A 26,096-nucleotide genomic window follows, 5' to 3' on the forward strand; every position below is an offset into this window, starting at 1 on the left:
GGTTGATATAGACCCTGCGATCCGGCATTGCGAGTGTCTTCGCTCAGCCCCGCGGTCGCTATCAGGAAAAGAGAAACGGACATGGTGATGGAAGGCGGATGCGCCTGTGGTGAGGTGCGCTATCGGGTCGATGCCGATCCCATCTTCGTCAACAACTGCCATTGCAGCCTGTGCCAGCGGCAGAGCGGCGCGGCGTCTGCGGTCAATGCCTTTGTCGAGGTCGATCATCTTCACCTCCTGTCGGGACAATTGAGCGAACATGTCGTCCCCACCGGCAGCGGCAAGACCCAGGTGATCGTGCGCTGCGCCAACTGCGGCACTGCGGTCTGGAGCTTCTATCCTCGTCTCGGCCGGGCCGGCGCGGCGATCCGCGTCGGCACGCTGGACGATCGTTCGGCGATCCGGCCCGATGCGGCGATCTTCGTGGCCGACCGGTCGGACTGGACCGCCTTGCCCGCCGACGTGCCGGTCTTCGAGGCCAGCTACAAGCCGGCGGACATATTGCCACCCGATCGGCTGGCCCGGTTGATGGCGCTTGCCGCCCGTGCGGAGCCGCTGGCATGAGTGACCGTATCTGGACCGCCGCTGTGATCGTGATCGGCGATGAAATCCTGTCCGGCCGCATCCAGGACAAGAACGTCGCGCAGATCGCCACCTGGCTTAATGTCCAGGGCATTCGCCTGCGCGAGGTACGGGTGGTGCCCGATGTGCAGGACGCGATCGTCGAGGCGGTGAACACGCTGCGTGCCCGCAACGACTATCTCTTCACCACCGGCGGTATTGGGCCGACCCATGACGACATCACGGTCGATGCGATCGCGGCGGCGCTGGGCGTCGGCGTCGAAATCCATCCCGAAGCGCGGGCGATATTGGAGCGCTATTATGTCACGCGCGGGGGCCTGACCGACGCGCGGCTGCGTATGGCGCGGGTGCCGGCGGGCGCCGACCTCATCGAAAACCGGATGTCGGGCGCGCCGGGCATTCGCCACGGCAATATCTTCATCATGGCCGGCGTGCCGCACATCACCGCCGGCATGCTCGACAGCCTTACCGGCACGCTGGAAGGCGGATTGCCTGTCCTGTCGGCGACGATTGGCTGCTGGGTCGCGGAAAGCGAGATCGCCGACCTGCTCGGAACCACCGAGCGCGCCCATGACGGCGTCCAGATCGGCAGCTATCCCTTCTTCCGCGAAGGGCGCACCGGCGCCAATTTCGTCATCCGCTCGACCGACCAGGCGGTGCTGGACGCCTGTGTCGCCGATTTGGGCGCTGCCCTGGCATTAGGGGGCTGGACCCCGGTGCCGGGCGGCATTTGAGCGCAATTCCCGGGGCGAACCGGCCCGGTCCTGTTATGATTCGGCTATGCCGCTCTCCTGATTTCAAGGCTTTATCGGGCAGACTTTGGAAGTTTGCGCGTGTGCGCCATGGGAGATTTTAGTCGGGCCTAGAAAAATATAACGAATATAATGGGTTGGCCATTTCGAGGGGCCGACCGGAAGTTTACATGATGTCGGGCCTGTAGGACAGGCCCGGCCAGTCTTCCTCAATAGCCCATGGCATAGCCCATGCGGCGGGGATCGGCGCCGGCCATGCGGGCACCCGATGGGTCGGCCAATATGCCCTGCACGCTGCCGATCGCATAGGGGCCGACCAGTTCGATCTTGTGCCCCATCGCGGTCAGGCGTTGGATCGTGGCGTCGGGGAAGCGTCGCTCCGCCTGCACGGTGATCGCCGCGCCTGGCCTGTAGAAATTGGGATCGGCGTCGAGCGCGAAGCGCGGCGCTTCGATCGCGGCCTGGATCGGCAGGCCGCGATCGACGATATTGACCAGGAACTGGAACTGGGTCTGGCCGATCGTCTCGCCGCCGGGCGAACCGAAGACCAGTTTCAGCCGGCCCTTGTCGAGGACGATAGTGGGGCCATTGCCGAGCAGGGCGATCTTGCCCGGCGCGACCTTGTTGGGATGGCCGGCATAGGGGGCGGACGAGCCGAGGCGCAGGCCGTTGTTGAACAATATGCCGGTATTGCCCATCACCAGGAAGGTGCCGAAGCCGCCGCCGACGGTGGTCGTGACCGCGATGGCATTGCCGTCGGCATCGACCGCCGACAGGCTGGTGGTGTCGCCGCCGCGCGTATGGTCGTCGCCCTGATACGCGAAATCCTGCCGTGCCCGCTCCAGCGCCGCCCGGTCGAAGGCGGCGGCATTACCGCCCTGCGGATAGAGGCCCGCGCGGGCTGCATCGATCAGTTGGCGCCGCTCGGCGGCGAAGCGCTTGGACAGCAGTCCTTCGACCGGCGTCTGCGCGAATTTGGGATCGGCGGCATATTTGTAGACATCGGCCTTCGCGACCTTGATCGCCTCGATCAGATAATGGGTGAAGAGCGGATCGTCGGCCGGCAGCGCAGCAAGGTCGAACCCCTCGACCAGATTGAGCTGCTCGCACAATTCCAGCCCCGTGCGCGAGGTCAGCGGGCTGCAATAGACGTCGAGCCCGCGATAATTGGTCGTCACCGGATCGTCCCAGCGCGGCTGATAGGCCTTGAGGTCATCGAGCCGCAACCAGCCGCCTGTCTGTGTCGAAAAGCGGGCAAATTCCTGCGCGATCGGGCCGGTATAGAAATAGTCATGCGCCGCCTGCAGCGCGCGATCGCGATCGGCGCCGCCCTTGAGCGCCTGGCTTTCCGCGTCGGCAAGGGCCTGAAAGCTGCGGGCCAGATCGGGATTGCGGAAGATGGATCGCGGGACGGGCGGCTGGCCACCGGGCAGGAAGATCGCCGCGCTGGTCGGGTAGAGCGCCAATGTCTTTTGCGCCCGCGTGATGAACATCGCGATGGAGGCATCGAGCGGGTGGCCGTCGCGGGCATAGCCGATCGCCGGTTCGAGCAGGGTCGAGAGCGGCAATTTGCCGAACCGGCGGGCCAGCGCGATCCAGCCGCCAAAGGCGCCCGGCACGGTCAATGCCTTGGGGCCATGGTCCAGCGCCTTGGGATCGCCATCGGGATCGAGCAGGCGCGGCGCGCCTCCGGTGAAGGCCAGTGACTGGACCTTGCCCGTTTTGCGATCGAGGCAGGTGGCAAAGCCGTTGCCGCCCGCGCTGGATGCCCAGGGTTCGACCACGTTCATGACCGCCATCGCCGCGACCACGGCGTCGGCCGCGGTGCCGCCCTGCATCAGCATGCGGGCGCCGGCCATGGCGGCCAGCGGATGGCCGGCGGTCACGCCGCCATGCGGCATGGGCACTTCGACCCGGTGCGCGGCGACGCTGGCGCTGCCGGTGCGGGGTGCGTCGGGCGCGCGTGCGCCCGATTGGGCGAGGGCACGGGCGGGCAGGGTGGTGAGCGCCATGCCGGCAAGGCCGGCGGCCAGCATTTCGCGGCGATCCAGGAAGGATGGGGGCGTATCGGACATGGCGGGGCGACCTTGCAGAGGAAAGGAAAAGGAGGAATGGGCACGGCAGCATCGCGCCGTGCCCATGTTTTGCAAGCCTTTAGAAGACCTTCTTCAGGCTGGTATACCAGTAGCGCGCCTGCGGCTGGTAGAGGCTCGACAGATAGCCGCCCGATGCCAGCGGCGGATCCTTGTCGAAGATGTTGCGCGCGCCGATCTGAACGGTGGTGCCGTTCAACGGTCCGTCATTCTTGAACGTATATTGGCCGTAGAGATTGACCGTCGTCTGGCCCTTCACCGTCCAGGGATTGGCGGACGCATCGCGCACGCCATTTTCATAGACGCTGTCGATATATTGGGTGAAGGCGCCGAACTTCCACGGGCCGAGCGACCAGTCGAAGGTTGCCGAAAGCCGCCAGCGCGGCTGGCCATCGCGGCCGATCACATCGCCGCCGCCCTGGATCGGCACGCCGGCATTGATCTCGCCAGCGGCCTGCCCTGCGATCACCTGCTGCACGCCCGCCGGGGCATCGACATAATAGCTGATCAGGCGCGAGGCATTCACGTTGAGCGAGAAGGTGCCGACCGAGGTCGTGGGCAGGAAATAGTCCAGATTGAAGTCGATGCCCTGAACGGTGACCGGCAGCAGATTCTGGAAATTGGCGACGACGTAGAGGAGTTCGCCGACCGGTGCGAGCCCGGTGCCGGCGACGCGGGCGATATCATCCGCGGTCGGATCGCGGCGGATGACGTTGGGATTGCTGCTGCCCTGGGTGCGCAGCAGATAGTCGAGGTTGAGCGCATTCTGATAGTCGAGCAGGCCCACGACATTCTTCTGCTGGATCTTCCAGCGGTCGACGGTGAAGGTGACCTTGCCCAGGCCATCGCCCAGTTTCGGCGACAGCACGGCGCCGAAGCTCCAGCTGGTCGATTCTTCCGGCTTCAGGTTCGGGTTGCCGCCGCTGCGACGCAGCACCGACACGTTGCAGACCGCGCTGGAGAAGTTCGTCGCGCGCCCGGAGCGGACATCGGCGTCGCACAGCACATAGTCGAAGCCGCCATTGACGCGATCGAGCGTGGAGGTGTTGATGACCTCCAGGTTCGGCGCACGGAAGCCCTGCGACCAGGAGCCGCGCAGCATCATGCCCTCCAGCAATTCCCACGATCCCGCGATCTTGGGCTTCGCCACAGACCCGACGTCGCTATAATCCTCGTAACGGCCCGCGACCTGGAAATTCAGGCGACGGAACATGGGGATTTCCATTTCCGGGCTGAAGATCGGGATGGCGAGTTCGGCATAGGCGGACTTCACGTTGCGCTTGCCGCGCACGTCCGGGCTGGGGCTGGCGCCGCCAAGGTCGGAGCCATAGAAGACGCCGGTGACCGCGTCGGTATAGGTGGTATCGACCCCGGCAATGCCGCCCTGATAGGTGGAGCGATTGTCATGATAGGTCTCGCGCCGCCATTCGATTCCGGCCGCGACGCCGATGCTGTTGTCGGCCCACAGGCCCAGCAGATTGGCGTTTGACACCTTGAAGTCCCACAGCGCCAACGAGGTGCGGGTCTTGCGGGTTGCCTCGATCATGAAACTGTCGATGGTTGACTGGCTGTTGGGCGTGCAGTCGCCGATCGAGGGCGTGTCGACGCAGCCGCCGTTAAACGGATTATAGGCGTCGGGCGTGGTCTTGTTGATCGCCTGTTGCAGCAGCGTGTTGGAGAAATTCTCCTGCGTGTCCTTGGCCGTGGCCCAGGTGTAGAGGCCGGCCGATTCCCAGTCGAAGTCGCCGATACTGCCGCGCAGGCCGCCCAGGAAACGATATTGGTAATTGGTCACGTCGACCTTGCGCGATCCGACATCGACATAGCTGAGCGAGGTGATCTGGACCGGCAGGCCCTCGGCTGGCACCACCGAAAGGTCGAGGCCGGGCAGGCGGTTGGGCGATCCGACCGGGCCGAGCGGGTTCCAATAGGCATTGGCCGCCACGGTGATCGGGATGTTGGCGAGCGAGCCGGGCGCGCCGATCGTCGAACTGGTCTTGCCGCGATAGAAGCCGACCTCGCCGAAGAAGGAGAGGGCGTCCGACAGTTCATAGTTGATGTAGGAGAAGATATTGATGCGCTTGACCGAGGGCTGGGCGGTCAGGTCGTCGAAGGTCGCCGGCGAATTGAAGCGCAGGTTGGAATCCGCACCCGACATTTCGGTCGCGCCATTGCCGTCATCATAGCAGGTGTCGGGCGTGCCCGACGCGATGCGGCAACCGGCATTGGTGCTGGGCTGAATGTGGAACTGGCCCGAGCTGTTGGTGAAGGCGGTGCCGTTGCTGGTGAGAGTGCGGTTGAGGAAATTCGCGCCACCGCCGGGGCGGACAACGCGGAAGGTGCCCCAGGGCGTGCTGGTGCTGGTGCCGTTCCACGCCGCCACATTGGCGAAGGAGGTGCCGGCGACATAGTCGCGCCGGTCGACGCTGGCGGTATAATCCTGGTCGCTGAGATAGAGTTTCGACTTCTGCGCATAGCCGCCGAAGATCGAGATATTGCCGCGGCCTTCGGCGAAATCGAAGCCGACCAGGCCATTGGCGGCAAATTCGCGCAGATTGGTGCCTTCCGCGCCGCCATATTGGACGTCGAACTTGGCGCCCTTGTAATCGGACTGGAGGACATTGTTGACGACGCCGGCGACCGCATCCGAACCATAGAGGGCGGCTGCGCCGTCGCGCAGCACTTCGACGCGCGCAATATTGCCGACGGGAATGGTGTTGGCGTTATAGCCAAAGGTCGGGACGCCGGAATCGACCACGCCGGTGATCGCCTGCGATGTCGGGTGCAGCACGGTGCGGCGGCCGTTGATCAGCAGCAGCGTATTGCCTTGGCCCAGGCCGCGCAGCGAAACGGTCGATACGTCGCCGCGTGCGGCGTTGGCATTGCCGCCGCCCAGCACCTGTTCGTTGAAGGTGACGCCGCCCAGTTGCGGGATGGAGCGATAGAGATCGGCGCCCGAAACGGCGGCCACGGCCTCGATCTGCTCTTCGCCGACCAGGCTGACCGGCAGCGCGCCGGCGGTATTGGCGCCCTTGATCTGGGAACCGATGACGACAATTTCCGCAGCGGCCGGTTCATCGGCCTGCGGGGCGGCTTCTGTGCTGGATTGGGCCTGGGCCATGCCGGCCGTCAACGCCCAGAGACTGGCACTGGTTAGGGCGGTGGTTAAGGCGAAAAGCGTCTTTCCTCTTTCTTTCGTCATTATTGTTCCCCTGTGATGAAGCCTGAAGCTTCGCGCCGTTGGGCAAAGGTGCCTTTCCGGTTCAGAGATTGGGGAGGTCGGCAAATGTCGGCGCCGCACAACGCGTGCAGCGACCCATGTTTATTGATGACCGTTCAGATAGTGCATTTGCAGGCCCTCCCGAAAAACTGGAGTTCCGGCATCATCCCTTGCGTGGGAAATCGTTGCTGCTGTCGCCCTCACGACGGCAAGGCTTTTTCCGGGCACAACACCCACCATTGTGCGCGTTCATTGCGCTAGAACTGATGGGCGTGAAATTTCCACCATATGTTTCGAAATATTTTTGAAATAAAATCGGATTTACCGGCATATAGCGGAAAAATCGGGTTGGCTCGTTGTTTCGCGTATCGGCCGGCAAACGCCTTCCCTCGGGCGGTGCCGGACAGGCCGAAAACAGGGGATTCCATCAATGAGCGATAACGCAAAGCAGGGGGTGACCCGGCGGGAGTTCGCGGCGTCGGCCATGGCCGGTGCGGCCTTGGTCACGAGCGCCGGGCCGGCCTCCGCCCAGGCGGGTAATGCGCCGGCAACGCCCGGCAAGGCAGCGATCGAGCCAACCAGATTGGTTAGCGCAGGCGAGACTCTGCGGCCGGAAATCGTCGGCCAGTTCGGCATCGTCGCGGCCGGGCGCCATTATGCGGTGGCGGCGGGGACGCGCATCCTGCTGGCCGGCGGCAATGCGACCGATGCGGGCGTGGCGGCGGTCTTTGCCGCAGCCGTGACCGAGATTTCGCATTTCGGCTTTGGCGGCGAAGCGCCGACCATCATCTATGACGGCAAGACGAAGAAAGTGTCGCTGATCAGCGGCCAGGGCGTCGCGCCGGGCCTGGCCACGCCGGACAAGTTCGCCGATGCCGGCGTCATTCCGGGCAATGGTCCCAATGGCGGCACGGTGCCGGCAATGGTCGATGCGATGGCGCTCGCGCTCCAGCTCAACGGCACGATGGGCCTGCATGAAGTGATGCAACCGGCGATCGAATTGGCCGACGGTTTCGTCATGTATAATTTCCTGGCCGAAGTGTTCGTCAGCCAGCAGAAGGCGACGTCCAAATATAAGGACGCCTACGACGCCTATTATCCCGGCGGCCAATTGCCCAGGACCGGGGAGATTTTCCGCCAGCCCAATCTCGCCCGCACGATGCGGATCATTGCCGACGCGGATGCTGCGGCGTTCAAGAAGACCAAGGATCGCAAGGCCGCGATCCAGGCCGGACGCGATGCCTTCTACAAGGGCGACATCGCCCGCCGGATCGGCGCCGCGATGGAGCGGGACGGCGGCCTGATGCGCTATGAGGATCTCGCCAAATATAAGGGCAAGGTCGAGGCGCCGGCGATGACCAGCGTCTTTGGCTATCAGGTCTGCAAGGCGGGGTTCTGGAGCCAGGGGCCGGCCATGCTGATGGCGCTCAACATTGCCGAGGCGGCCGGGATCGCGACGATGGAGCCGGGCTCGGCGCCCTATCTCCACACCGTTGCCGAGGCGATCAAGCTCGCCTTCGACGATCGCAACATGTATTTTGGCGACCCCGATTTCGCGACGGTGCCGATGATGGGGCTGTTGTCGAAGGACTATGCGGCGCAGCGGGCCAGGCAGATCGGCCCGCGCGCTTCACTGGAGCATCGCTTCGGCAATCCCTGGGCATTCGAGGGCAAGGCGCGGACCACGCCGCAATTCACGCCGCATATGTTGAAGGCTCCGCCCAAGCCGACCGCCGACACGACCGCGATCGAAGTGGTGGACAAGGACGGCAACCTCTTTTCCTGCACGCCCAGTTCCGGCTGGATGCTGGGTGGCGCCTATATTGCGGGCGACACCGGCGTGCCGATGAGCAACCGCCTGACCGTGTTCGATCTTGATCCGGAAAGCCCCAATGTCCTGGTGCCGGGCAAGCGGCCGCGCACGACCCTGTCGCCCTCGATGGTGCTCAAGGACGGCCAGCCCTATCTGGCGATCGGGACGCCGGGCGGCGACAATCAGGATCAGCAGATCATGAATGTGCTGCTGCGGGTGCTGGCGTTCGACCAGCCACTCCAGGCCGCGATCGAGGCACCGCGCATCAATTCCAATCATTTCCATGGCTCCTTCGGCATCAAGAAGGATGAGCCGGGCGTGCTGGAAATCGAGGATCGCGTGCCCCAGGCGGTGCGCGACGATCTGACCGCGCGCGGTCACAAGCTGGACGTGCTGGGGCCGTTCGCGGTGTCGACCGGCATCGTCGCGGCCGGCGTGGTGCCGGGCAGCGGCACGCTGCGCGGTGGCGCGGATGTGCGCCGCGAGCGCTATATATTTGGTTGGTAAGGGGATCGATCCGATGAAATCTGCCTTCAAGCTTCTGTCGCTGGCCCTGTTGTCGGCCGGCGCCGTCCAGGCCTATGCCCAGCCCGCCAATCTGCCCCCGCCCGGCGGCGAGACCCCCGTCGCTTTCGATGTGCATGAAGGCACGTCGATGGCGGTGTCGGTATCGCCCGACGGCAAATGGCTGGCGGTCGACCTGCAGGGCAGCCTGTGGATCATCCCGACCAGCGGCGGCAAGGCGAAGCGGATCACCGACTATTTCAACGATGCCCGCCAGCCGGTCTGGTCGCCCGATGGCTCGCGCCTCGCCTATTTTTCCTATCGCGACGGCAATTATGATCTCTGGACGATCAAGCCGGATGGCAGCGAGATGCGCAAGCTGACCGAGGGCGCCTATGACGATCGCGAGCCGGCCTGGTCGCCCGATGGCCGGACAATCGCCTTCTCGTCCGATCGCAGCGGTAATTACGACATCTGGACGCTGGACATCGCCAGCGGCGCGATGAAGCAGGTCAGCAGTAACGAACGCGAAGATCGCATGCCCAGTTGGTCGCCGGACGGCGCGCGCATCGCCTATTCCGGGACGGATGGCGCCAAGACCGCCCTCTATGTCACGGCCCTCGCCGATGGGCAGGAAAGCCTGTTGAAGCAGGTGCAGGGCAAGATCGATGCGCCGTCCTTCGGCCCCGGCGGCGAGCTTGCCTATGTGGTGCAGGACGCCCAGGGCAGCCGCCTGGAAGTTGATGGCAAGGCCGTCGGCGGTGCCGAGAATGTCTTCCCCTTCCGTGTGTCCTGGGGGAAGGGCGGTTACTATTATGTGTCCGACGGCAAGATCCGCAGCCGTAAGGGCACCAGCCTGTCGACCGTCAACTTCGCTGCCACGCTGGAGGTGGTGAAGCCCAGCTACACCCGCGCCAAGCGCGACTGGGATTCGACCGCGCCGCGCAAGGCGCTGGGCATCGTCCATCCGACCCTGTCGCCCGACGGCAGCCGCATCGCCTTTGCTGCGCTCGGCGACCTCTATGTCATGTCGTCCAAGGGCGGGGTGCCGGAGAATTTGACCAAAGATGGCGCGCTCGACACCGATCCGGCCTGGTCGCCCGATGGCCAGAGCCTGGTCTACACCTCCGACAAGGGCGGCGGCCTGCCGCAGCTGTGGATCCGCGACATGAAGACCGGCAAGGATCGCCGGCTGACCGATATCGACACCCAGCCGCTGGGTGCCGCCTGGTCGCATGACGGCACGCGGATCGCCTATATCGATGTCGACGGGCGCTGGGGCGTCGCTGGCCTGTGCGTGGTCGATGTCGCGACCGGCAAGATCACCCGCCTTCAGGGATCGCTGGGCCAGCCCGGCAGCCCCAGTTGGTCGCCCGACGGCAAATATGTCGCCATCCCGCTATCCTACAAATATTCCAACAGCTTCCGTGAGGGCACCAACCAGGTCTACATGGTGCCGACCGATGGCGTGGGCAAAGCCTTCTGGCATCTGCCCGAACCCAATATGTCGATGGACACCCGCGCCGGTGGCGGCCCCGCCTGGTCGCCCGACGGAACGAAGATGGCCGCCATCTATGAGGGACTGCTGAAGATCTGGCCGGTGGCCGCCGACGGCAAGCCGCTGGGGCCGCCGCGCTCCTACACCTCCGACATCTCCTATTTCCCGAGCTGGGCCGGCGACAACAAGACGATCCTGTTCCAGTCGGCCGACAAGCTGAAGTCGCTCGACACCGAAACCGGCGCTATCACCGATATCCCGCTGGACCTGACCTATCGCATCGCCAACCCGAACGGGCGCACGGTCATCCATGTCAGCAACCTGGTGGATTCCGTCCATGACGTGACCCAGCATGACAAGGACATCATCGTCGACGGCCACCGCATCGCCGAAATTCGCGATCATGATCCCGCGCTGCATCAGGCGGAGCATTTCGTCGACGGCACGGGCCTCACCGCCATTCCCGGCCTGATCGAGCATCATTCCCACGCCCAGAAGGATTTCGGCTCCAATCTGGAACGGGCCTGGCTCGCCTATGGCATCACCACGGTGCGCGATCCGGGTACGCAAATCTATGATGCGGTGGAGGATCGCGAGGCGGCGGAATCGGGTGTGCGGCTGTCACCGCGCCTCTATGTCGCCGGGCCGCTGCTCGAATGGCAGCGCGTCTATTACAAGATGGGCGTGGCGGTCTCCAGCCCCGCTCATCTGGAGCGGGAATTCAGCCGCATGCGCGCGCTCCATTATGACATGATCAAAAGCTATGTGCGCATGCCCGACCTGTTCCAGCGGCAGATCGTGCGCGCCGCCCATGAAATGGGCATTCCGGTCAGCGGTCATGAAATCTTCCCGGCGGCCTTTTCCGGCGTGGATGGCACCGAGCATATGGGCGCGACCAGCCGGCGCGGCTATTCGCCCAAGCAGGGACCGCAGGGCATGGCCTATGAGGATGTGATCCAGCTTTTCGGCCGCAGCGGCCGGACGCTGACGCCGACCCATTTCGGCGCGATGACGCCTTATCTCGCCAAGCATCCCGGCTACAAGGACGACCCGCGTCTCAATCTCTATCCGGTCTGGGCACGGGAAACGATCACCGAAGCCGATCCGATGGCGAGCATGCTGCGCCCGCTGCTGGAGGGCCAATATAAGAGCCTGAAGAAAATGTATGACGCCGGCACGCTGGTGACGGCGGGCACCGACACGATGATCGCCAACAATCTCCATGCGGAGATTTCCTCCTATGTCGACGCCGGCCTGACGCCGTTCCAGGCGCTCCAGACCGCAACCGTCAACTCGGCGAAGGATCTGAACCTGGATGCGGGCACGCTGGAGGCCGGCAAGCTGGCCGACATCGTGCTGGTCGACGGCGATCCGCGCGCCGACATCGCCAACACCTTCAAGGTAAAGAAGGTGATGATGAACGGCGTCATCCATGACGTGGACGACATCGTCGCCGGCGGCATGCGGAAAAACTAGCGGAGCCGGAACGGGCGGCCCGCCGGTGAGGCGGGCGGGCAGTCTGGTCCTGCCTGGGTCGCGTGGATAAATTCGGATGATCTGGAAGCGACCATCTCCCGTCATTGCGAGCGTAGCGAAGCAATCCATCTCGCGCCGGTGGATTGCTTCGCTACGCTCGCAATGACGATGTCGGATTTTAGCGGCTAACGACCATTTGCCGCCGCCAGAATCCGCCGCTAGCCTCCCCATAAGCGGACGGAGATGGCCGGGTGCATTTGATTGAATTGCTGAAAAGCGCGCAGGAGTGGAGTGACGACGATGGCACGATTTACGCTGCCAAGCCTTGGGGGTGTTTTGCAGACGCTATCGTTATCACCCCTGCGCCAGACGCGACCGATGACATCGAACGATCAGGGATAGTTTACAGCTATTTTCTCGAAACGTTTATCGCGCGTGATCTCTTGGAAGATTTCGCGGGGTTAGCAGAGGGCGAAGAAACTGCGGAGCGCGTTAGATGCGAACGCCTTATCAAGTATGCCATCGATGACGCATGACGATCGCGACAATGAGACATGGCTGCTTGACGCAACCGACGAAATCATGAACGCGAAGGCGGAGATCGGCTTCGCAGCTATGACCTCGATCCAGCGCGTGACCTATTGCTTGTGGGTTGCGGATTACGGAATGCGAAATGCAGGCGATTTAACCACGGCGATTGATCTGTTTGCATCGTTTATGAGTGATGGCCACGTCGCTGCCAAGGAAGCTGGCCTGCCTCATTCGACACACATGTTTTCGCTTTCTATCGCGGATTTGGAAGCGAGATACCTTGGCTTGTTCGACGGCGTCGTTAACGAGATCAGGGCCGTGTAGGTTTAGCAGAAGGCGATCATGTGTCTGCTCTGGCCGATTAGGGCCATAAGCCGACTGTCGCCTAACCACCCAACTCCGTCATTCCCGCGCAGGCGGGAATCCATCTCCTGACCTCGCATCTGGTCCGAAGCTGGTGAGATGGATCCCCGCCTGCGCGGGGATGACGCTGTGAAACAGGTAGCCATCTTCCCACCCATCCCGGCCATTTGGCGGGCGCGGAATTTGTTCACGCCGCCTAGCGTTCCACCGCCATGCGCACGGCGAGGCCACCCAGCACCGTGCCCATCAGCCAGCGCTGGATCGTCAGCCAGCGCGGCCGGGTGCCAAGGAACCCCGCGATCGATCCGGCGAGGCAGGCGATGATCGCGTTGACCGACAGGCTGATCGCGATCTGGGTCGCGCCCAGGATCAGCGACTGGCCCAGCACATGGCCACGCGCCGGATCGACAAACTGGGGCAGCAGCGAGAGATAGATCATCGCCACCTTGGGATTGAGCAGATTGGTCAGCAGACCCATGGCGAACAGCTTGCGCGGGCCATCGAGCGGCAATTGCTTCACTTGAAAGGGCGAACGGCCGCCGGGCCGCACCGCATTCCAGGCGAGCCACAGCAGATAGAGCGCGCCGCCCAGGCGCAGCACGTCATAGGCGAAGGGCACTGCCATCAACAGCGCGGTGATACCGAAGGCGGCGGCCACCATGTAGAAGAGGAAGCCGCAGGCGACGCCGAGCAGCGAGACCATGCCGGCGGCGCGGCCCTGGCTGATCGAGCGCGAGATGAGGTAGATCATGTTCGGCCCCGGCGTCAGTACCATGCCGAGCGAGATGAGGGCGAAGGCGGCAAGATGCGCGGCGCTGGGCATGGCTGGGTTCCCCGGATGAGCGTTCGGTATCGCCTAGGAGGGAAGGGGCCGCGCCGACAGGTCCGGGGGGCAGCAATTGGCCACCCCCGGATATCGGCGCAGGTCAGGCCGGGCGGGTGCGCCACATGGCGATCGGGCACATGGTCAGCACCGGTTCGTCCTTCTGGTTGTAGAGCGTCACCTTGTTGCGGACGATGCCCATTTCAGGTCGACTCTGCGAAATCTTCTTGTCGATCACTTCATTGGTGCCGCGCAGCGTGTCGCCGGGGCGGACCGGGCGCAGCCAGCGCAATTCGTCGACGCCCATCGCGCCCAGACTGGCGGCCTGGCGGCCCGGTTGCTTCTGCATTTCGGCGACGAACATCTTCATGAACAGGGCGGTGGTGTGCCAGCCGCTGGCCGAGAGGGTGCGGAAATGGGTGGTGGCCGCTGCCTCGTCCGACAGATGGAAGGGTTGGGGATCGAACTCCGCGGCAAAGGCGATCGTTTCCTCGCGCGACAGGGTCAGCGGCCCGAACGCCACGCTGTCGCCCACCACGATATCCTCGAAATAGAGAATCTCGTCCATTTGATCCGTCTCCTCGAAGCGATTTCGAGGCAGATGGGACATCTGCCGGCTCGGAAATCGCGACATCATATTTACCGGAGATGGTGTAGGGTTGCTTTCCGTTTACGTCAACTGCTGGATGCACTCGGTCTTGGGCGGCGCGGGACCATGACGCGCCGCCTCACGACAGGGTCAGGGCTTGACCAGCCCCTGTAGCACCGCGGGGTTGCCGTCGCTCGTCACCGGCGTCACGCCGATCAGCCGGGCGAGCAGCGGATAGACATCGACATTGGTGAAATCGGCCGAGGGGCGGAAGCCGCTGACGAAGGCCGGGCCGTTGGCGATGAACAAAGCCTGCATTTCGGGCGCCCGATCGTCCCAGCCATGGTCGCCGCCGGTCACGGGCTTGGTCGGGGTCGTATTCTGGAATACCCAGCCGGTTTCGGCCAGGCAGAAATAGGGCGGGATGCGGCGATGGGTGCCATAATGGAAGCGCGCCGGGATGTCGCTCTTGCGCCAGCACTGCATATGATCGCGCGGCTTGAACAGCGCGGCCTCCAGCGCCTTTTCGCGGCCGGGGTTGGCGACCAGGCTGGCATAGGGGCCGGCCTCCACCACCCGATAGTCGGCCGGGTCGGCGATCTTGTCGATCGGCAGCACCCGGTCGTTGGCCTTGGCGGCCATGCCATGGTCGGAGACGATGACGATATTGGCCGGCTGGCCCAGCGCCTTGAGGCCGGCGAGCAGGTCGCCGATATGGGCATCGACATCGGCGACCGCCTGCGTCGTTTCCGGCGCGGCCGGGCCGTTCACATGGCCAGCGGTGTCGACCTCATCGAAATAGAGGGTGACGAAGCGGGGGCGGATGTCGGCCGGGCGGCGCAGCACGTCCAGCACGCCGTTGACGCGCTGGGTCGGGCTGATCGCCTCGTTGAACTGGGCCCAGTCGCTCGGGCGCGACCCGCCGCTGATCTTGTAGGGCCACTCGGCCGCCTTGTTGCCGCCCCAGGCAACGTTGGAACCGGGCCAGAACATGGTCGCGGTGCGCACGCCCTGCTTTTCGGCGGTGATCCAGATCGGCTCGGCCTCGTTCCACCAATAGGGATCGTCGCTGGCCATGGTGAACTTGTCCTTGGGCCGGCTGTCATCTTCCATATTGTTGGCGACGATGCCGCTGCGGTCCGGCCGATCGCCGGTCACGATCGCCCAATGATTGGGGAAGGTCTTGGTCGGGAAGGAGGGCCGCATCGATGCCTCGGTGCCGCCGGCCGCCAGCGCGTTGAGATGGGGCGAGACGCCGCCGGTCAGATAATCGGGGCGGAAGCCGTCGATCGACACTAGGATCGTCACCGGCGCGCGCTGCTCGGCCGGGGCGGCGGCGACGCTCTCGGGATGCTGCTGTACCGGGGCGCAGGCACCGAGCAGGGTGGAAACGGACAGGGCAAGCATAAGCGAAAGGCGACGGGGGGACATCATGGCCTCATGGCAAAAGGAAGATTTGACCGCTGCTTAGCAGTCCAAGCATGTCGGTAAAGTGACGAATGGTTCATGTCGGATCGACATAGGGCGCCAGCGCGCTCCAGGCTTGGCGCTTGGCATCACGCGACAGGCTGGCATAGGCGCCGCTGGAGGAGGGCAGATCGATCATCACCAGATCGGACCTTTCCCCCAATTGTCGGCGGCCATGTAGGGCGGCGGTCTTGCCGTTGAAGGCGATCGCGCGGAGATTGGGCAGGCGGGACAGGAAGGCGCTGAGGTCGCGCAGTTCCGCACCCCGGATGCTGCTGTCCAGGCTGCCGTCGCGATCGGCGCTCTCGATCACGTCCCACAGGCCGACGCCCCGTGCGCGCAGCCGCTTGAGCTTCATCGCATAGGGGGCGCTGCGGACATCCTCACCCAGAACGTCACTCATCAATGCCCAGAAGGCATTGCCGCGATGGGCATAATATTCGCCCTGCTTGATCGACGCGTCGCCGGGCAGGCTGCCCAGGATCAGCAGCCGTGTGCCCGCATCCACGCTGGGTGGAAAGGCGACCTTGCGGCGGACGGACATGATGCGGGGCGGTTGGGTCATTGCCTTCCAAGCTTTTGTTTCTAAAAGATTGCGCGTCACAAGGGGGATCTGATGAAGAAGATGTGGAGCGCCATTGGCGCCATGTTGCTGCTCGGCGCCATGCCGGTAGCGGTTTTTGCCCAGTCGGACCAGCCTGCCGGTCAGGCGGCGAGCGCGGAACAGCGCGCCTATGAGGCCAAGGTGAAGGCGGTGCTGGCGAAGCAGCGTCCGCAAAATGGCGATATCGCGCTACCCGGAGCCAAGGCCGTGCTGCATCTGGGCCAGGATTATTATTATCTCGATGCGGCGCAGGCGCGCGAGGTGATCGTTGACATGTGGGGCAATCCGTCGGCCCAGGCCGATGGTGTGCTGGGCCTGGTCTTTCCGGCCGGCAAGACCTTTGTCGATGAGGATGCCTGGGGGGCGGTCATCACCTATGAGCAGAGCGGCTATGTGAAGGATGATGACGCCGCCTCGACCGATTATGATGCGTTGATGGCCGACATGAAGTCGGGCGAGGAAGAGAATAACAAGGAGCGCGCTGACGCCGGATATCCTGCTATCCAGCTGGTCGGCTGGGCCGAGCGCCCGGCCTATGACAAGGCGCATCACAGCGTCATCTGGGCGCGCGACATGCGCTTTGGCAATGCGCGGGAAGATACGCTCAACTATGACGTCCGCCTGCTCGGCCGCTATGGCGTGCTCAGCCTCAACATGGTGTCGACCATGTCGCAGCTGCCGTCGGTGAAGACGGCGGCAGCCAAGTTCGGCGCTTCGGTCAGCTATGATGCAGGCGCGCGCTATGCCGATTATGTGCCCAATGTCGACAAGGTTGCCGAATATGGCATTGGCGGGATGATCGCGGCGGGTGCCGGCCTGCTGGCGGCCAAGAAGCTGGGCCTGATCGCGCTGATCCTGGCCTTCGGCAAGAAACTGCTGATCCCGATCATCCTGGTCTTTGGTGGCGGCTGGCGCTGGATCAAGCGCCGCCTGGGCAAGGGCGAGGAGGAGGTCGCTCCGCTGGAACAGGAGCCGGCCGCTGCCGAGGCACCGGAAGAGGAAAGCGCCCCGCGCTGAACGAAGAAGGGCCGGGGGATCGCTCCTCCGGCCCTTTCCATGTCAGTGTATCTTTTGCTGTCAGACGTTGAAGCGGAACAGCATGATGTCGCCGTCCTGCGTCACATAATCCTTGCCTTCCGAGCGCCACTTGCCCGCTTCCTTGGCGCCGGCTTCGCCGTTGAACTGGACATAGTCGGCATAGGCCATGGTTTCGGCGCGGATGAAGCCCTTTTCAAAGTCCGAGTGGATCGCGCCGGCGGCCTGCGGGGCCTTGCTGCCCTTGGCCACGGTCCAGGCGCGGGCTTCCTTGGGGCCGACGGTGAAGAAGGTGATGAGGCCCAGCAGTTCATAGCCGGCGCGGATGATGCGGGCGAGGCCGGCTTCGGTCAGGCCCAGCGCTTCGAGATATTCGCCGCGTTCCTCGACGGGCATGGTGATGAGTTCGGCTTCGATCGCGGCCGACACGATGACCGCGCTGGCATTTTCGGCCGCCGCCTTCTCGAACACGCGGGCGGAAAATGCGTTGCCCTCGGCCGCGGCGCCTTCCTCGACATTGCAGACGTAGAGGACGGGCTTGGCGGTCAGCAGTTGCGCCTGGGCGAACAGGCGGGCCTCTTCCTCGTCGCGCGGCTGGGTCAGGCGGGCGGGCTTGCCGTCGCGCAGCAGTTCCAGCGTCTGGCCCAGCACCGATGCGGCGGCCTTGGCTTCCTTGTCGCCCTGCGCGCCCTTCTTGAGCAGGTTGGGAACGCGCTTTTCCAGGCTTTCGAGGTCGGCGAGCATCAGTTCGGTCTCGACCGTCTCGGCGTCGGCGATCGGATCGACCTTGCCCTCGACATGGGTGATGTCGTCATCCTCGAAACAGCGCAGGACGTGGACGATGGCGTCGGTCTCGCGGATGTTCGCCAGGAACTGGTTGCCCAGCCCTTCGCCCTTCGACGCGCCGCGCACCAGGCCGGCAATGTCGACGAAGGCGAGCTGCGTCTCGATGATCTTGGCGCTGCCGCCGATCCTGGCGATGGTCTGCAACCGGTCGTCGGGCACGGCGACGCGGCCCTCGTTGGGCTCGATCGTGCAGAAGGGATAATTCGCCGCCTGCGCTGCCTGCGTCTCGGTCAGCGCATTGAACAGGGTGGACTTGCCCACATTGGGAAGCCCGACGATACCGCAACGAAAACCCATTATCGAAACCTTTGAAGACGCAGATTGATGCTCTGCCCGCTAGCGCCTTCCCGCCTGCAAGGCCAGCATTTCCGCGATGCGGGGGCGGAAAACAATGGGTGCGGGCGTCGTTTCGGGGGTTCCTCCGGGTTGCCCCCTATTCTGGGGAATCGGGCTTTTTCTACTATGGCCGAAAAATAAGCGGGTCGCGCTGGCAATCGGGAGACGATTATGACCATCGCGACAAGGCTTGATGCTTCTCTTGGCAAGAATATCAACAAGATATGCGAAAATAAATTTCACGATCTGGCTGCGAATCACTGTGCGCATTTCGTTTCGCATATATGCGATTTGACATTTTCCTTTAACTGCAAACAGTTCTCCGGCGGAAACAAGCCTGGCGCCAATATTCGTGTGCATGAGGTGTTCGCGCAATGCCCGCGCGTGGGACTCTGGGCCGATGCCGATCTCGCCAAGACCCAGCTGATTTTCGTGACGCTGGCCAGCAATGTCGATCTTGCCCGCAAGGAGATGATCAACATCCCGCAAAAGCATATCGGCGTCTATCATGGCGGGAAGGTCTATCATTACAGCAACACCGCCGATCAGGTGACGTCGGAATCTCCTGACAGCTTCCTTGCCAAGTTTCAGGCGCTCTATGCCGGCAATCAGGGCCTTTTCTTTGGCTGGATACCGGGCGAAAATCTGCTGCTCGACGTGCAGGCCGAGCCGCGATCGGTCAGCGCCGACAAGAAGTTCGAGCTGCCTGATCCGGTCGATGGTCGCTGGAAGGCGCGGCTGGTGGGCGAACCCGATTTCTTCCTGGTGGGGAAGGAGGTCAATGACGCCGCCCGCAAATATCACGGCATCTTCATGCCGGGCGCCAGCTATTGGGGCGAAATTTATCGGGCGGAGGAGTATCGGCCCAGCTTGCGGACCTGGGCGACGCTGCTGGAAGTGACGGGGGCTTGCGAGAGCGAAAATCACTTCAATCTGGTCAACACCTATGACCGGGCGAAATTCACCTTCGGCTTCTATCAGCTGGCTGCGCATACGCCGCAGGACAATCTGATCCTGATGTTCCACCGGCTGGCCGAATTGCCGGATTTCAAGGGCTATTTTCCCGAGCTGGAACTGCGGGGCGGGCGCCTGTTCCGGGTCGATTCCGATGGCGGAGCGACGGATTTGGAGCAGGAATTCACCGCCAGCAACGGCGAACGGCAGATCATGTTGTTCATGAACTATCTAAACCCCCAGCGGGTGCCGATCGACCGCCAGGAAGTCTTGCAGGCGGCGCGGCTGATCCACTGGACACAGCATGATCCGGCTGCCCGGCTGGCTCAGGTGCGGACCGCCGCCGATATCCTGCAGCGCAAGATGTCCGCGCGCTACGCCCGGAAACTGCCGCTGGACGGACAGTCCGACATCGTCTGCGCAATCGTGGCGGATATTTTCCATCAGGGGCGATCGACCTTCGCGGCCGTCAAGCCGCTGCTGAGCAGCGCCGACCCGGTCGAGGCGCTGCTGAAGGTCAATGATGCCGCCTGGAGCGGGCGTAACAATCGGCTGCGCGCGGCAATCAAGGTCGCCAAGGACGATGGGCGGCTGGGGCAGAAACATTATTCCGCCGCCACCAACGAATTTGTCTGACCCGGAGGATCAGTGGCGGAAGAACAGCGTCACCGATGCGACATGGTTGACGCGCTGGCGGCTGCCGCCCTGGTCGATCAGCTGGTTGAGATAGCCGACTTCCATGGTCGATGCGCCCGGCAGGCCGATTTCGACCCCGGCGAAGCTGCGGAGTTGGTCGAAGCCCTTGCGGGCGCCCCAGTCGGTATCGTTGAGGGCGAAGAAGACCTCGCCATAGGCAAGCGCATTGATGGCGTCGCTGCCGGGTTTGAGCGCATGTTCCACCCGCAGCATTTCGCGCAGGCGCCAGCCCGTGTCGTTGCCGTTCGAGCGCCAGCGCTGCTCCAGCCGGGTGCGCGAGGAAATCTCGGCATCCTTTGGCCGCGCCAGCGTCCAGCTCAGCTGCTGGAAGGTGCGTTCCTCATTGACGTCCTTGCCGCCCTCGATCGGGACGACGACATGGGCGTAGCCCTGGTAGAGGGTGATGTCGCGCGACAATTTGACGCCCAATGCGCCGCGAAACAGGGCCTGGTCGATCCGCGATATGCCGTCGCCGACGCGCGGCTGGATTTCCGCAAAATAGACCAGTTCGTCCTTGATCGACCCCATCGCCGTCAGATTGACCCAAAGCTGCTCGTCTTCGCTTGTTGCAGCTTGAGCGGGCAGGGCGAGGGCGGCAAGGGGCAGGGCTGCAGCAAGGGACGGGAAACGCATGAAACCTCTGGCGGTGGAAAGCGACATTCCCACCGCCTTTAGGTTGCTGTCATTGCTGTCCCGTTGCTGCGGGGTAAGTGATGGTGAACCGGCTCAGGTGATGACGCTGGGCTGGTCCATGCCGGTGTAGCCGGCGATGTCGGCCAGTTCCTGCGCCGCGGCGACCAGCGGCGCCAGTGCGTCGCCGGTGGCCAGCGCCAGATCGCCGTCCGGCCCGACATAGCGTTCGATATAGACGCGCAAGGTGGCCCCTTCGGTGCCGGTGCCCGACAGGCGGAACACCACGCGCGATCCATCCTCGAACAATATGCGCACGCCCTGGTTCCGGCTCACCGACTGGTCGGTCGGGTCGGTATAGGCGAAATCGTCCGCCGCCTTCACTGTGCCGCCGCTGTTGCCGGTGCCGGGCAGGCTGGCGAGCGTGTCACGCAGGGCCGCCATCAGCGCGTCGGCCTTGTCCTTCGCGATCGCTTCATAATCATGGCGGGCATAATAGTTGCGGCCATAGGTCGCCCAATGACCGGCCATGATGTCCGCCACGCTCTGCCGGCGCGCGGCCAGGATGTTGAGCCACAGCAGCACCGCCCAGATGCCGTCCTTCTCGCGCACATGGTCGGACCCGGTGCCGGCGCTTTCCTCGCCGCAGATCGTCGCCATGCCGGCGTCGAGCAGATTGCCGAAGAATTTCCAGCCGGTCGGCGTCTCGTAGAGCGGGACGCCGAGCTTCTCTGCGACGCGGTCGGCCGCGCCGCTGGTCGGCATGGAGCGGGCAATGCCTTTCAGGCCACCGGCATAGCCCGGTGCCAGATGGGCATTGGCAGCCAGCACGGCGAGCGAATCCGACGGCGTCACATAGCAATGGCGGCCGATGATCAGGTTGCGATCGCCGTCGCCGTCCGATGCTGCGCCGAAATCGGGCGCGTCGGCGGCCATCATCCGGTCATAGAGCAGCTTGGCATGGACCAGATTGGGGTCGGGATGGTGATGGCCGAAGTCGGGCAGGGGGGTGCCGTTCATCACCGTGCCGGCCGGTGCGCCCAGCCGCTTCTCGAAAATCTCGGTCGCATAGGGGCCGGTCACGGCGCTCATCGAGTCGAAGGCAAGGGTGAAGCCGCCGCCGATCATCGCCTTGATTGCGGGGAAATCGAATAGCTCCTCCATCAGCGCGGCGTAGCCGGCGACCGGATCGACCACTTCCACCGTCATGGCGCCCAATTGGCTGGTGCCGAGCTTGTCGATATCGACGTCAGCGGCGTCGAGGATGCGATAGCTGTCGATGGTCAGGGTCCGCGCGTGGATCGCGTCGGTCACCTTTTCGGGCGCGGGACCGCCGTTCGACACATTATATTTGATGCCGAAATCTTCGTCCGGCCCGCCGGGGTTATGACTAGCGGACAGAACAAGGCCGCCAAAGGCGCCGGACGAGCGGATCAGGTGCGACGCGGCCGGGGTGGACAAGATGCCGCCCTGGCCGACCAGAACCCGGCCAAAGCCATTGGCCGCCGCCATCCTGAGCGCGATCTGGATCACTTCGCGGTTGAGATAGCGGCCATCGCCGCCGATCACCAAGGTCTGGCCCGCATAGCCGTCCAGGCTGTCGAACACCGATTGGATGAAATTTTCCGCATAATGGGGCTGCTGGAAGACCCGGACCTTCTTGCGCAGGCCCGATGTGCCGGGCTTCTGGTCGTCGAAAGGCGTGGTCGCGACGGTCTGGATCACCTCTGTCCCCTGCTTTGCCTAATAAGTCGTTACGCCTCTATGGCTTGTTCATGCTGCACTGCGCAATGCGCTTTGTCGCGCCGAAGGTGCGGGCGACCGTGATCAGGGTCCATTACTGCGCGAAAGAATGGTCGGGCAAAGCGGTCATGCGGGTTATCACCCATGGCAACTATTCAGAAAATCGGCATTTTCAGGGGCAGTATCGCGACCATATCGGGAGGTTCCATGTCTCGTCTGCCCGCTTTCCTGTCCGGACTTGCGCTGCTGACGGCGCAACTGGCTTCGGCGTCGGCCGATGCCTGCACGCGCCTCGTCTATCATGGTGCCAATGACGATGTGATCACCGCCCGGTCGATGGACTGGAAGATCGATGTCGGCACCAACCTCTGGATCTTTCCGCGCGGCATCGCGCGCAGCGGGCAGGCCGGCCCCAATTCGGTCAAATGGACGTCCCGCTATGGCAGTGTGATTGCCACCGGCTACGACATTTCCACCACGGACGGGATGAACGAGGCGGGGCTGACCGCCAATCTCCTGTGGCTGGTCGAGTCCGAATATCCGCATTTCGACGGCAAGCAGCCGGGGATGAGCATCGCGATCTGGAGCCAATATGTGCTCGACAATTTCGCTACCGTGAAGGCGGCGGTCGACGAACTGTCCAAAGAAAGCTTCGTCGTCGTCACCGACAATATTCCGGGCGAGGAACGGCTCGGCACGCTCCACCTCGCAATTTCGGACGCATCGGGTGACAGCGCCATCTTCGAATATATCAAGGGCAAGCTGGTGATCCATCACGGCCCGCAATATCCGGTGATGACCAATTCGCCGATCTTCGACGAGCAACTGGCGCTCAACGCCTATTGGAAGGAGATTGGCGGAACGACCATGTTGCCGGGCACCAACCGCTCGGCCGATCGCTTCGCCCGCGCCTCCTTCTATGTGAAGGCCATTCCCAAGAGCGAAGACCCGGTGACGGCGCTGGCGAGCGTGTTCAGCGTGATCCGCAATGTCTCGGTGCCATTCGGCATCTCGACCCCCGACCAGCCCAATATCTCTTCGACGCGCTGGCGCACGGTCGCGGACCACAAGCGCAAGCTCTATTTCTTCGAATCCGCGATGACGCCCAACAGCTTCTGGGTTGACCTCAAGACGATCGACTTCGCCCCGTCCGCGAAGGTGAGGAAGCTCGATCTTGGCCCGAACCAGACCAAAACATATTCGGGCGAGGTCAGCGGCCAGTTCAGGGATGCGCCGGCCTTCAAGTTCCTGGGCCTCTGAACCGGCTCAGTCGGCCAGCCGCAGCGCCACCTCGTTCATGAAGCGGGCGTCGTCATTCTTGGCCAGCCATTCCGTCTCGGCGCCGACCGCGCCCAGCATGTCGGCCAGCGCGTCCATCTCGCTCTTGTGGTAATTGCCCAGCACATAGCCATGGACCTTGTCCTTGTGGCCGGGATGGCCGATGCCCAGCCGCACGCGGCGGAAATCATTGCCGATATGGGCGTCGGTCGACCGCAGGCCATTATGGCCGGCATTGCCGCCGCCGCGCTTCACCTTGACCTTCATCGGCGCAAGGTCGAGTTCGTCGTGGAAGACGGTCACGTCCTGCGGCGTCAGCTTGTAGAAGCGCATCGCCTCGCCGATCGCGCGGCCGCTTTCGTTCATGAAGGTGGCGGGCTTCAGCAGGATGATCTTCTCCGGGCCGATCCGCCCTTCCTGCACCCAGCCCTGGAACTGCTTCTTGGGCGGCGAGAAGCGATACATGTCGGCGATCAGGTCCACGGCCATGAAGCCGACATTGTGCCGGTGCATCGCATATTGCTGCCCCGGATTGCCGAGGCCGGCCCAGATCTGCATCGTCTATCCCGCATAAAAAGAAAATCCCGCCCGCCGAGTAGGCGGACGGGATCGGAATTTCCAGCCTGCAAGCAAGCTGTAAGGCGATTACTCGCCTTCGCCCTCGGCGGCTTCGCCTTCGGCGCTCTTGAGAGCCGAGGGAGCGACGATGGTGGCGATGGTGAAGTCGCGGTCTTCGATCGCAGCCTTCGCGCCCTTGGGCAGGGTCACGGCGCTGATGTGGATCGAATCGCCGACTTCGAAGCCCTTGAGGTCGACGACGACGTCATCGGGGATCTCGGCGGCATCGACGACCAGTTCGACGTCGTGACGGACGACGTTCAGCACGCCACCCTTCTTGAGGCCGGGCGAGGCGTCTTCATTCTCGAAGCGCACCGGGACAGCGACGGTCACGGTGGCATGTTCCGAAACGCGCAGGAAGTCGGCGTGCAGCGGACGATCGGTCACGGGGTGGAAGGCCACATCCTTGGCGAGGGTGCGGACGGTCTTGCCGCCGACTTCGACCATGATGACCGAATTGAAGAAGTGACCGGTGCCGAGCTGCTTGTTGAGGAGCTTTTCCTCGACGTGGATCGACAGGGGTTCTTCGTTCATACCATAGATGACGGCGGGTACGCGGCCCTCACGGCGGAGGGCGCGGGAGGCTCCCTTGCCTGCCCGATCGCGTGCCTCGGCCGACAGCGTAAGCTGCTCGCTCATTGCGTGTCTCCAAAAGCAAATTTGATACATTTTCCCGCCACGCCTCCAGGGATGACCATCGCGGGAAGGCGGCCCTGTAGCAGAAAGCGGCGATAAAGCAAGTTTAGCGTTGGCTTATTGCACGCGCGTGACCTTGTAGCCTTTGGCCTTGAGCAGATCGATGAGATTGTCCTTGCCGGTCAGGTGGCCGGCGCCCACCGCGATGAAGGGGCGGCCCTTCAACTTGTCGACCGCGCCGACCCAGTCGCGGTTGCGCGCGGTCAGGATCGCATCCTCGACCACCGGATCGGGCTGCTCGCCATTCTGGTCCTCTTTCGCGATCGCCTCCATGTCGCCCTTGGCCCAGGCGGTCAGGATGCGATTATAGAGCGCCTTCATATCCTTGGCTTCATGGATGGTCTGGATCAGCAGCTTGCGCTGCGCCGCTTCGGGCAGGCCGTCAAAGGCGCCGAACTGGCGCTCGACGGTTTCGAGGCCGCCGATCGGCCGGCCCTTGAAGGCGGCGATCAGCACCGGCTCGACGCCATTGGCCTGGCTGACGTTCAGGCTTTCCTGCGACGCGGCCGACAGCAGCATGGCCGCCGCCCAGCTTTCATAGCCCGACAGCGCCTGCGCGCTGGTGCCGCCTTCCTTGACGATCCGGTCGAGTTCGGGGCGCTCGCCCGCCGGCACGCGCGCGTCGAGCGCGGGCAGGTTGGGGCTGCGGCCCATGCTCTCGAACAGGCCCAGCGTCTTCTGCTGGTCCTGCAGGTCGGCGGCCTCCAGCACCAGCTGGTCGGCATCCTTCCAGGCCTGCTTGATCGTCGGCGTCTGCCAGTCGACCCCTTCGGGCAGGACATGGATGGTGCCAAAGATCCAGCCGTCCAGCCCGGCGCGCTCGACCCGCCACAGTGCCGGGCCTTGGCCGGCCTCGACCTTGGGGGCAGGGGCCTTCTGCTCGCCGCCGCAGGCGGCGATGAGGGCAAGGCCGCAAAGGGCCAGAAAACGGATCATCCAGCTTTTCACG

At 63.8% G+C, this 26,096-nt stretch carries 22 protein-coding genes; 9 read left to right on the forward strand and 13 right to left on the reverse strand.

Annotation, left to right across the window (positions count from 1 at the left end):
• The first annotated feature begins 81 nt into the window (after nucleotides 1-81).
• A complete protein-coding gene (locus N6H05_RS15105) occupies nucleotides 82-564 on the forward strand; it encodes a GFA family protein (protein ID WP_097383556.1) in 483 nt (160 codons plus the stop codon).
• Nucleotides 561-1,316: a competence/damage-inducible protein A gene (locus N6H05_RS15110; protein WP_284110284.1), complete on the forward strand. Its 756-nt coding sequence runs from the start codon at nucleotides 561-563 to the stop codon at nucleotides 1,314-1,316. Before N6H05_RS15105 ends, N6H05_RS15110 begins: the two co-directional genes overlap by 4 nt.
• A 227-nt stretch (nucleotides 1,317-1,543) precedes the next feature.
• Here N6H05_RS15110 and N6H05_RS15115 read toward each other — a convergent pair whose 3' ends face one another.
• Together N6H05_RS15115 and N6H05_RS15120 are read right to left on the reverse strand one after the other, a co-directional pair.
• Nucleotides 1,544-3,409: a gamma-glutamyltransferase family protein gene (locus N6H05_RS15115; RefSeq protein WP_284110286.1), complete on the reverse strand. Its 1,866-nt coding sequence runs from the start codon at nucleotides 3,407-3,409 to the stop codon at nucleotides 1,544-1,546.
• Between the two features lie 79 nt (nucleotides 3,410-3,488).
• Nucleotides 3,489-6,548 (reverse strand): TonB-dependent receptor domain-containing protein, encoded by a 3,060-nt coding sequence (locus tag N6H05_RS15120; RefSeq protein ID WP_284114240.1) that lies wholly within the window; start codon nucleotides 6,546-6,548, stop codon nucleotides 3,489-3,491.
• Nucleotides 6,549-7,077: 529 nt separating this feature from the next.
• Between N6H05_RS15120 and N6H05_RS15125 the strand changes: the two genes are divergently transcribed.
• From N6H05_RS15125 to N6H05_RS15140, 4 genes are all read left to right on the forward strand, one after another.
• Nucleotides 7,078-8,967, forward strand: coding sequence for a gamma-glutamyltransferase family protein (locus tag N6H05_RS15125; protein ID WP_284110287.1), 1,890 nt, complete (start codon nucleotides 7,078-7,080; stop codon nucleotides 8,965-8,967).
• Between the two features lie 13 nt (nucleotides 8,968-8,980).
• Nucleotides 8,981-11,938, forward strand: coding sequence for an amidohydrolase family protein (locus N6H05_RS15130; protein ID WP_284110289.1), 2,958 nt, complete (start codon nucleotides 8,981-8,983; stop codon nucleotides 11,936-11,938).
• A gap of 251 nt (nucleotides 11,939-12,189) precedes the next feature.
• The gene (locus tag N6H05_RS15135) at nucleotides 12,190-12,474 is read left to right on the forward strand and encodes a hypothetical protein (RefSeq protein ID WP_284110290.1); all 285 of its coding nucleotides are present in this window, start codon (nucleotides 12,190-12,192) and stop codon (nucleotides 12,472-12,474) included.
• Nucleotides 12,464-12,793 (forward strand): hypothetical protein, encoded by a 330-nt coding sequence (locus tag N6H05_RS15140; protein WP_284110291.1) that lies wholly within the window; start codon nucleotides 12,464-12,466, stop codon nucleotides 12,791-12,793. Before N6H05_RS15135 ends, N6H05_RS15140 begins: the two co-directional genes overlap by 11 nt.
• A 235-nt stretch (nucleotides 12,794-13,028) precedes the next feature.
• Here N6H05_RS15140 and N6H05_RS15145 read toward each other — a convergent pair whose 3' ends face one another.
• The 4 genes from N6H05_RS15145 to N6H05_RS15160 form a co-directional block, all read right to left on the reverse strand.
• Nucleotides 13,029-13,655 carry a LysE family translocator gene (locus tag N6H05_RS15145; RefSeq protein ID WP_284110292.1) on the reverse strand — a complete coding sequence of 209 codons (627 nt, stop codon included), beginning with the start codon at nucleotides 13,653-13,655 and terminating at the stop codon, nucleotides 13,029-13,031.
• 103 nt (nucleotides 13,656-13,758) lie between these two features.
• Complete coding sequence (locus N6H05_RS15150) at nucleotides 13,759-14,223, reverse strand: MaoC family dehydratase (protein ID WP_284110294.1); 465 nt, start codon at nucleotides 14,221-14,223, stop codon at nucleotides 13,759-13,761.
• Nucleotides 14,224-14,394: 171 nt separating this feature from the next.
• Nucleotides 14,395-15,675 (reverse strand): alkaline phosphatase family protein, encoded by a 1,281-nt coding sequence (locus N6H05_RS15155; RefSeq protein WP_284114242.1) that lies wholly within the window; start codon nucleotides 15,673-15,675, stop codon nucleotides 14,395-14,397.
• A 73-nt stretch (nucleotides 15,676-15,748) separates the two neighbouring features.
• Nucleotides 15,749-16,276 (reverse strand): DNA-deoxyinosine glycosylase, encoded by a 528-nt coding sequence (locus N6H05_RS15160; RefSeq protein ID WP_284110296.1) that lies wholly within the window; start codon nucleotides 16,274-16,276, stop codon nucleotides 15,749-15,751.
• 51 nt (nucleotides 16,277-16,327) lie between these two features.
• Between N6H05_RS15160 and N6H05_RS15165 the strand changes: the two genes are divergently transcribed.
• Nucleotides 16,328-17,332 carry a DUF2167 domain-containing protein gene (locus N6H05_RS15165; RefSeq protein ID WP_284110298.1) on the forward strand — a complete coding sequence of 335 codons (1,005 nt, stop codon included), beginning with the start codon at nucleotides 16,328-16,330 and terminating at the stop codon, nucleotides 17,330-17,332.
• A 60-nt stretch (nucleotides 17,333-17,392) separates the two neighbouring features.
• On the opposite strand, the gene ychF is transcribed toward N6H05_RS15165, so the two are convergent.
• Together ychF and N6H05_RS15175 are read right to left on the reverse strand one after the other, a co-directional pair.
• Complete coding sequence (gene ychF / locus N6H05_RS15170; RefSeq protein WP_004207317.1) at nucleotides 17,393-18,493, reverse strand: redox-regulated ATPase YchF; 1,101 nt, start codon at nucleotides 18,491-18,493, stop codon at nucleotides 17,393-17,395.
• A 39-nt stretch (nucleotides 18,494-18,532) separates the two neighbouring features.
• Entirely contained in the window at nucleotides 18,533-18,892 is a 360-nt protein-coding gene (locus N6H05_RS15175) for a hypothetical protein (RefSeq protein ID WP_284110299.1), read from the reverse strand.
• A gap of 24 nt (nucleotides 18,893-18,916) precedes the next feature.
• Here N6H05_RS15175 and N6H05_RS15180 point away from each other — a divergent pair, with 24 nt between their 5' ends.
• The gene (locus N6H05_RS15180; RefSeq protein WP_284110300.1) at nucleotides 18,917-20,122 is read left to right on the forward strand and encodes a hypothetical protein; all 1,206 of its coding nucleotides are present in this window, start codon (nucleotides 18,917-18,919) and stop codon (nucleotides 20,120-20,122) included.
• Between the two features lie 9 nt (nucleotides 20,123-20,131).
• On the opposite strand, the gene N6H05_RS15185 is transcribed toward N6H05_RS15180, so the two are convergent.
• Nucleotides 20,132-20,815 carry a DUF2490 domain-containing protein gene (locus N6H05_RS15185; RefSeq protein ID WP_284110301.1) on the reverse strand — a complete coding sequence of 228 codons (684 nt, stop codon included), beginning with the start codon at nucleotides 20,813-20,815 and terminating at the stop codon, nucleotides 20,132-20,134.
• 93 nt (nucleotides 20,816-20,908) lie between these two features.
• On the reverse strand, nucleotides 20,909-22,537 hold the full coding sequence (locus tag N6H05_RS15190) for an alpha-D-glucose phosphate-specific phosphoglucomutase (RefSeq protein WP_284110303.1): 1,629 nt from the start codon (nucleotides 22,535-22,537) through the stop codon (nucleotides 20,909-20,911).
• 225 nt (nucleotides 22,538-22,762) lie between these two features.
• On the opposite strand from N6H05_RS15190, the gene N6H05_RS15195 reads away from it, so the two are divergent.
• Nucleotides 22,763-23,815, forward strand: coding sequence for a linear amide C-N hydrolase (locus N6H05_RS15195; protein ID WP_284110305.1), 1,053 nt, complete (start codon nucleotides 22,763-22,765; stop codon nucleotides 23,813-23,815).
• Between the two features lie 6 nt (nucleotides 23,816-23,821).
• On the opposite strand, the gene pth is transcribed toward N6H05_RS15195, so the two are convergent.
• The 3 genes from pth to N6H05_RS15210 all read right to left on the reverse strand — a co-directional run bounded on the left by pth (nucleotide 23,822) and on the right by N6H05_RS15210 (nucleotide 26,095).
• Nucleotides 23,822-24,391, reverse strand: a complete 570-nt coding sequence (gene pth / locus N6H05_RS15200; RefSeq protein WP_284110306.1) for an aminoacyl-tRNA hydrolase — start codon at nucleotides 24,389-24,391, stop codon at nucleotides 23,822-23,824.
• An 87-nt stretch (nucleotides 24,392-24,478) separates the two neighbouring features.
• On the reverse strand, nucleotides 24,479-25,090 hold the full coding sequence (locus N6H05_RS15205; protein ID WP_004207310.1) for a 50S ribosomal protein L25/general stress protein Ctc: 612 nt from the start codon (nucleotides 25,088-25,090) through the stop codon (nucleotides 24,479-24,481).
• A 114-nt stretch (nucleotides 25,091-25,204) separates the two neighbouring features.
• A complete protein-coding gene (locus N6H05_RS15210; RefSeq protein WP_284110310.1) occupies nucleotides 25,205-26,095 on the reverse strand; it encodes a TraB/GumN family protein in 891 nt (296 codons plus the stop codon).
• Nucleotide 26,096: the final 1 nt, after the last annotated feature.

Origin of the sequence: Sphingobium sp. WTD-1 (assembly GCF_030128825.1) — a bacterium.
Classification (GTDB): Bacteria; Pseudomonadota; Alphaproteobacteria; order Sphingomonadales; family Sphingomonadaceae; genus Sphingobium.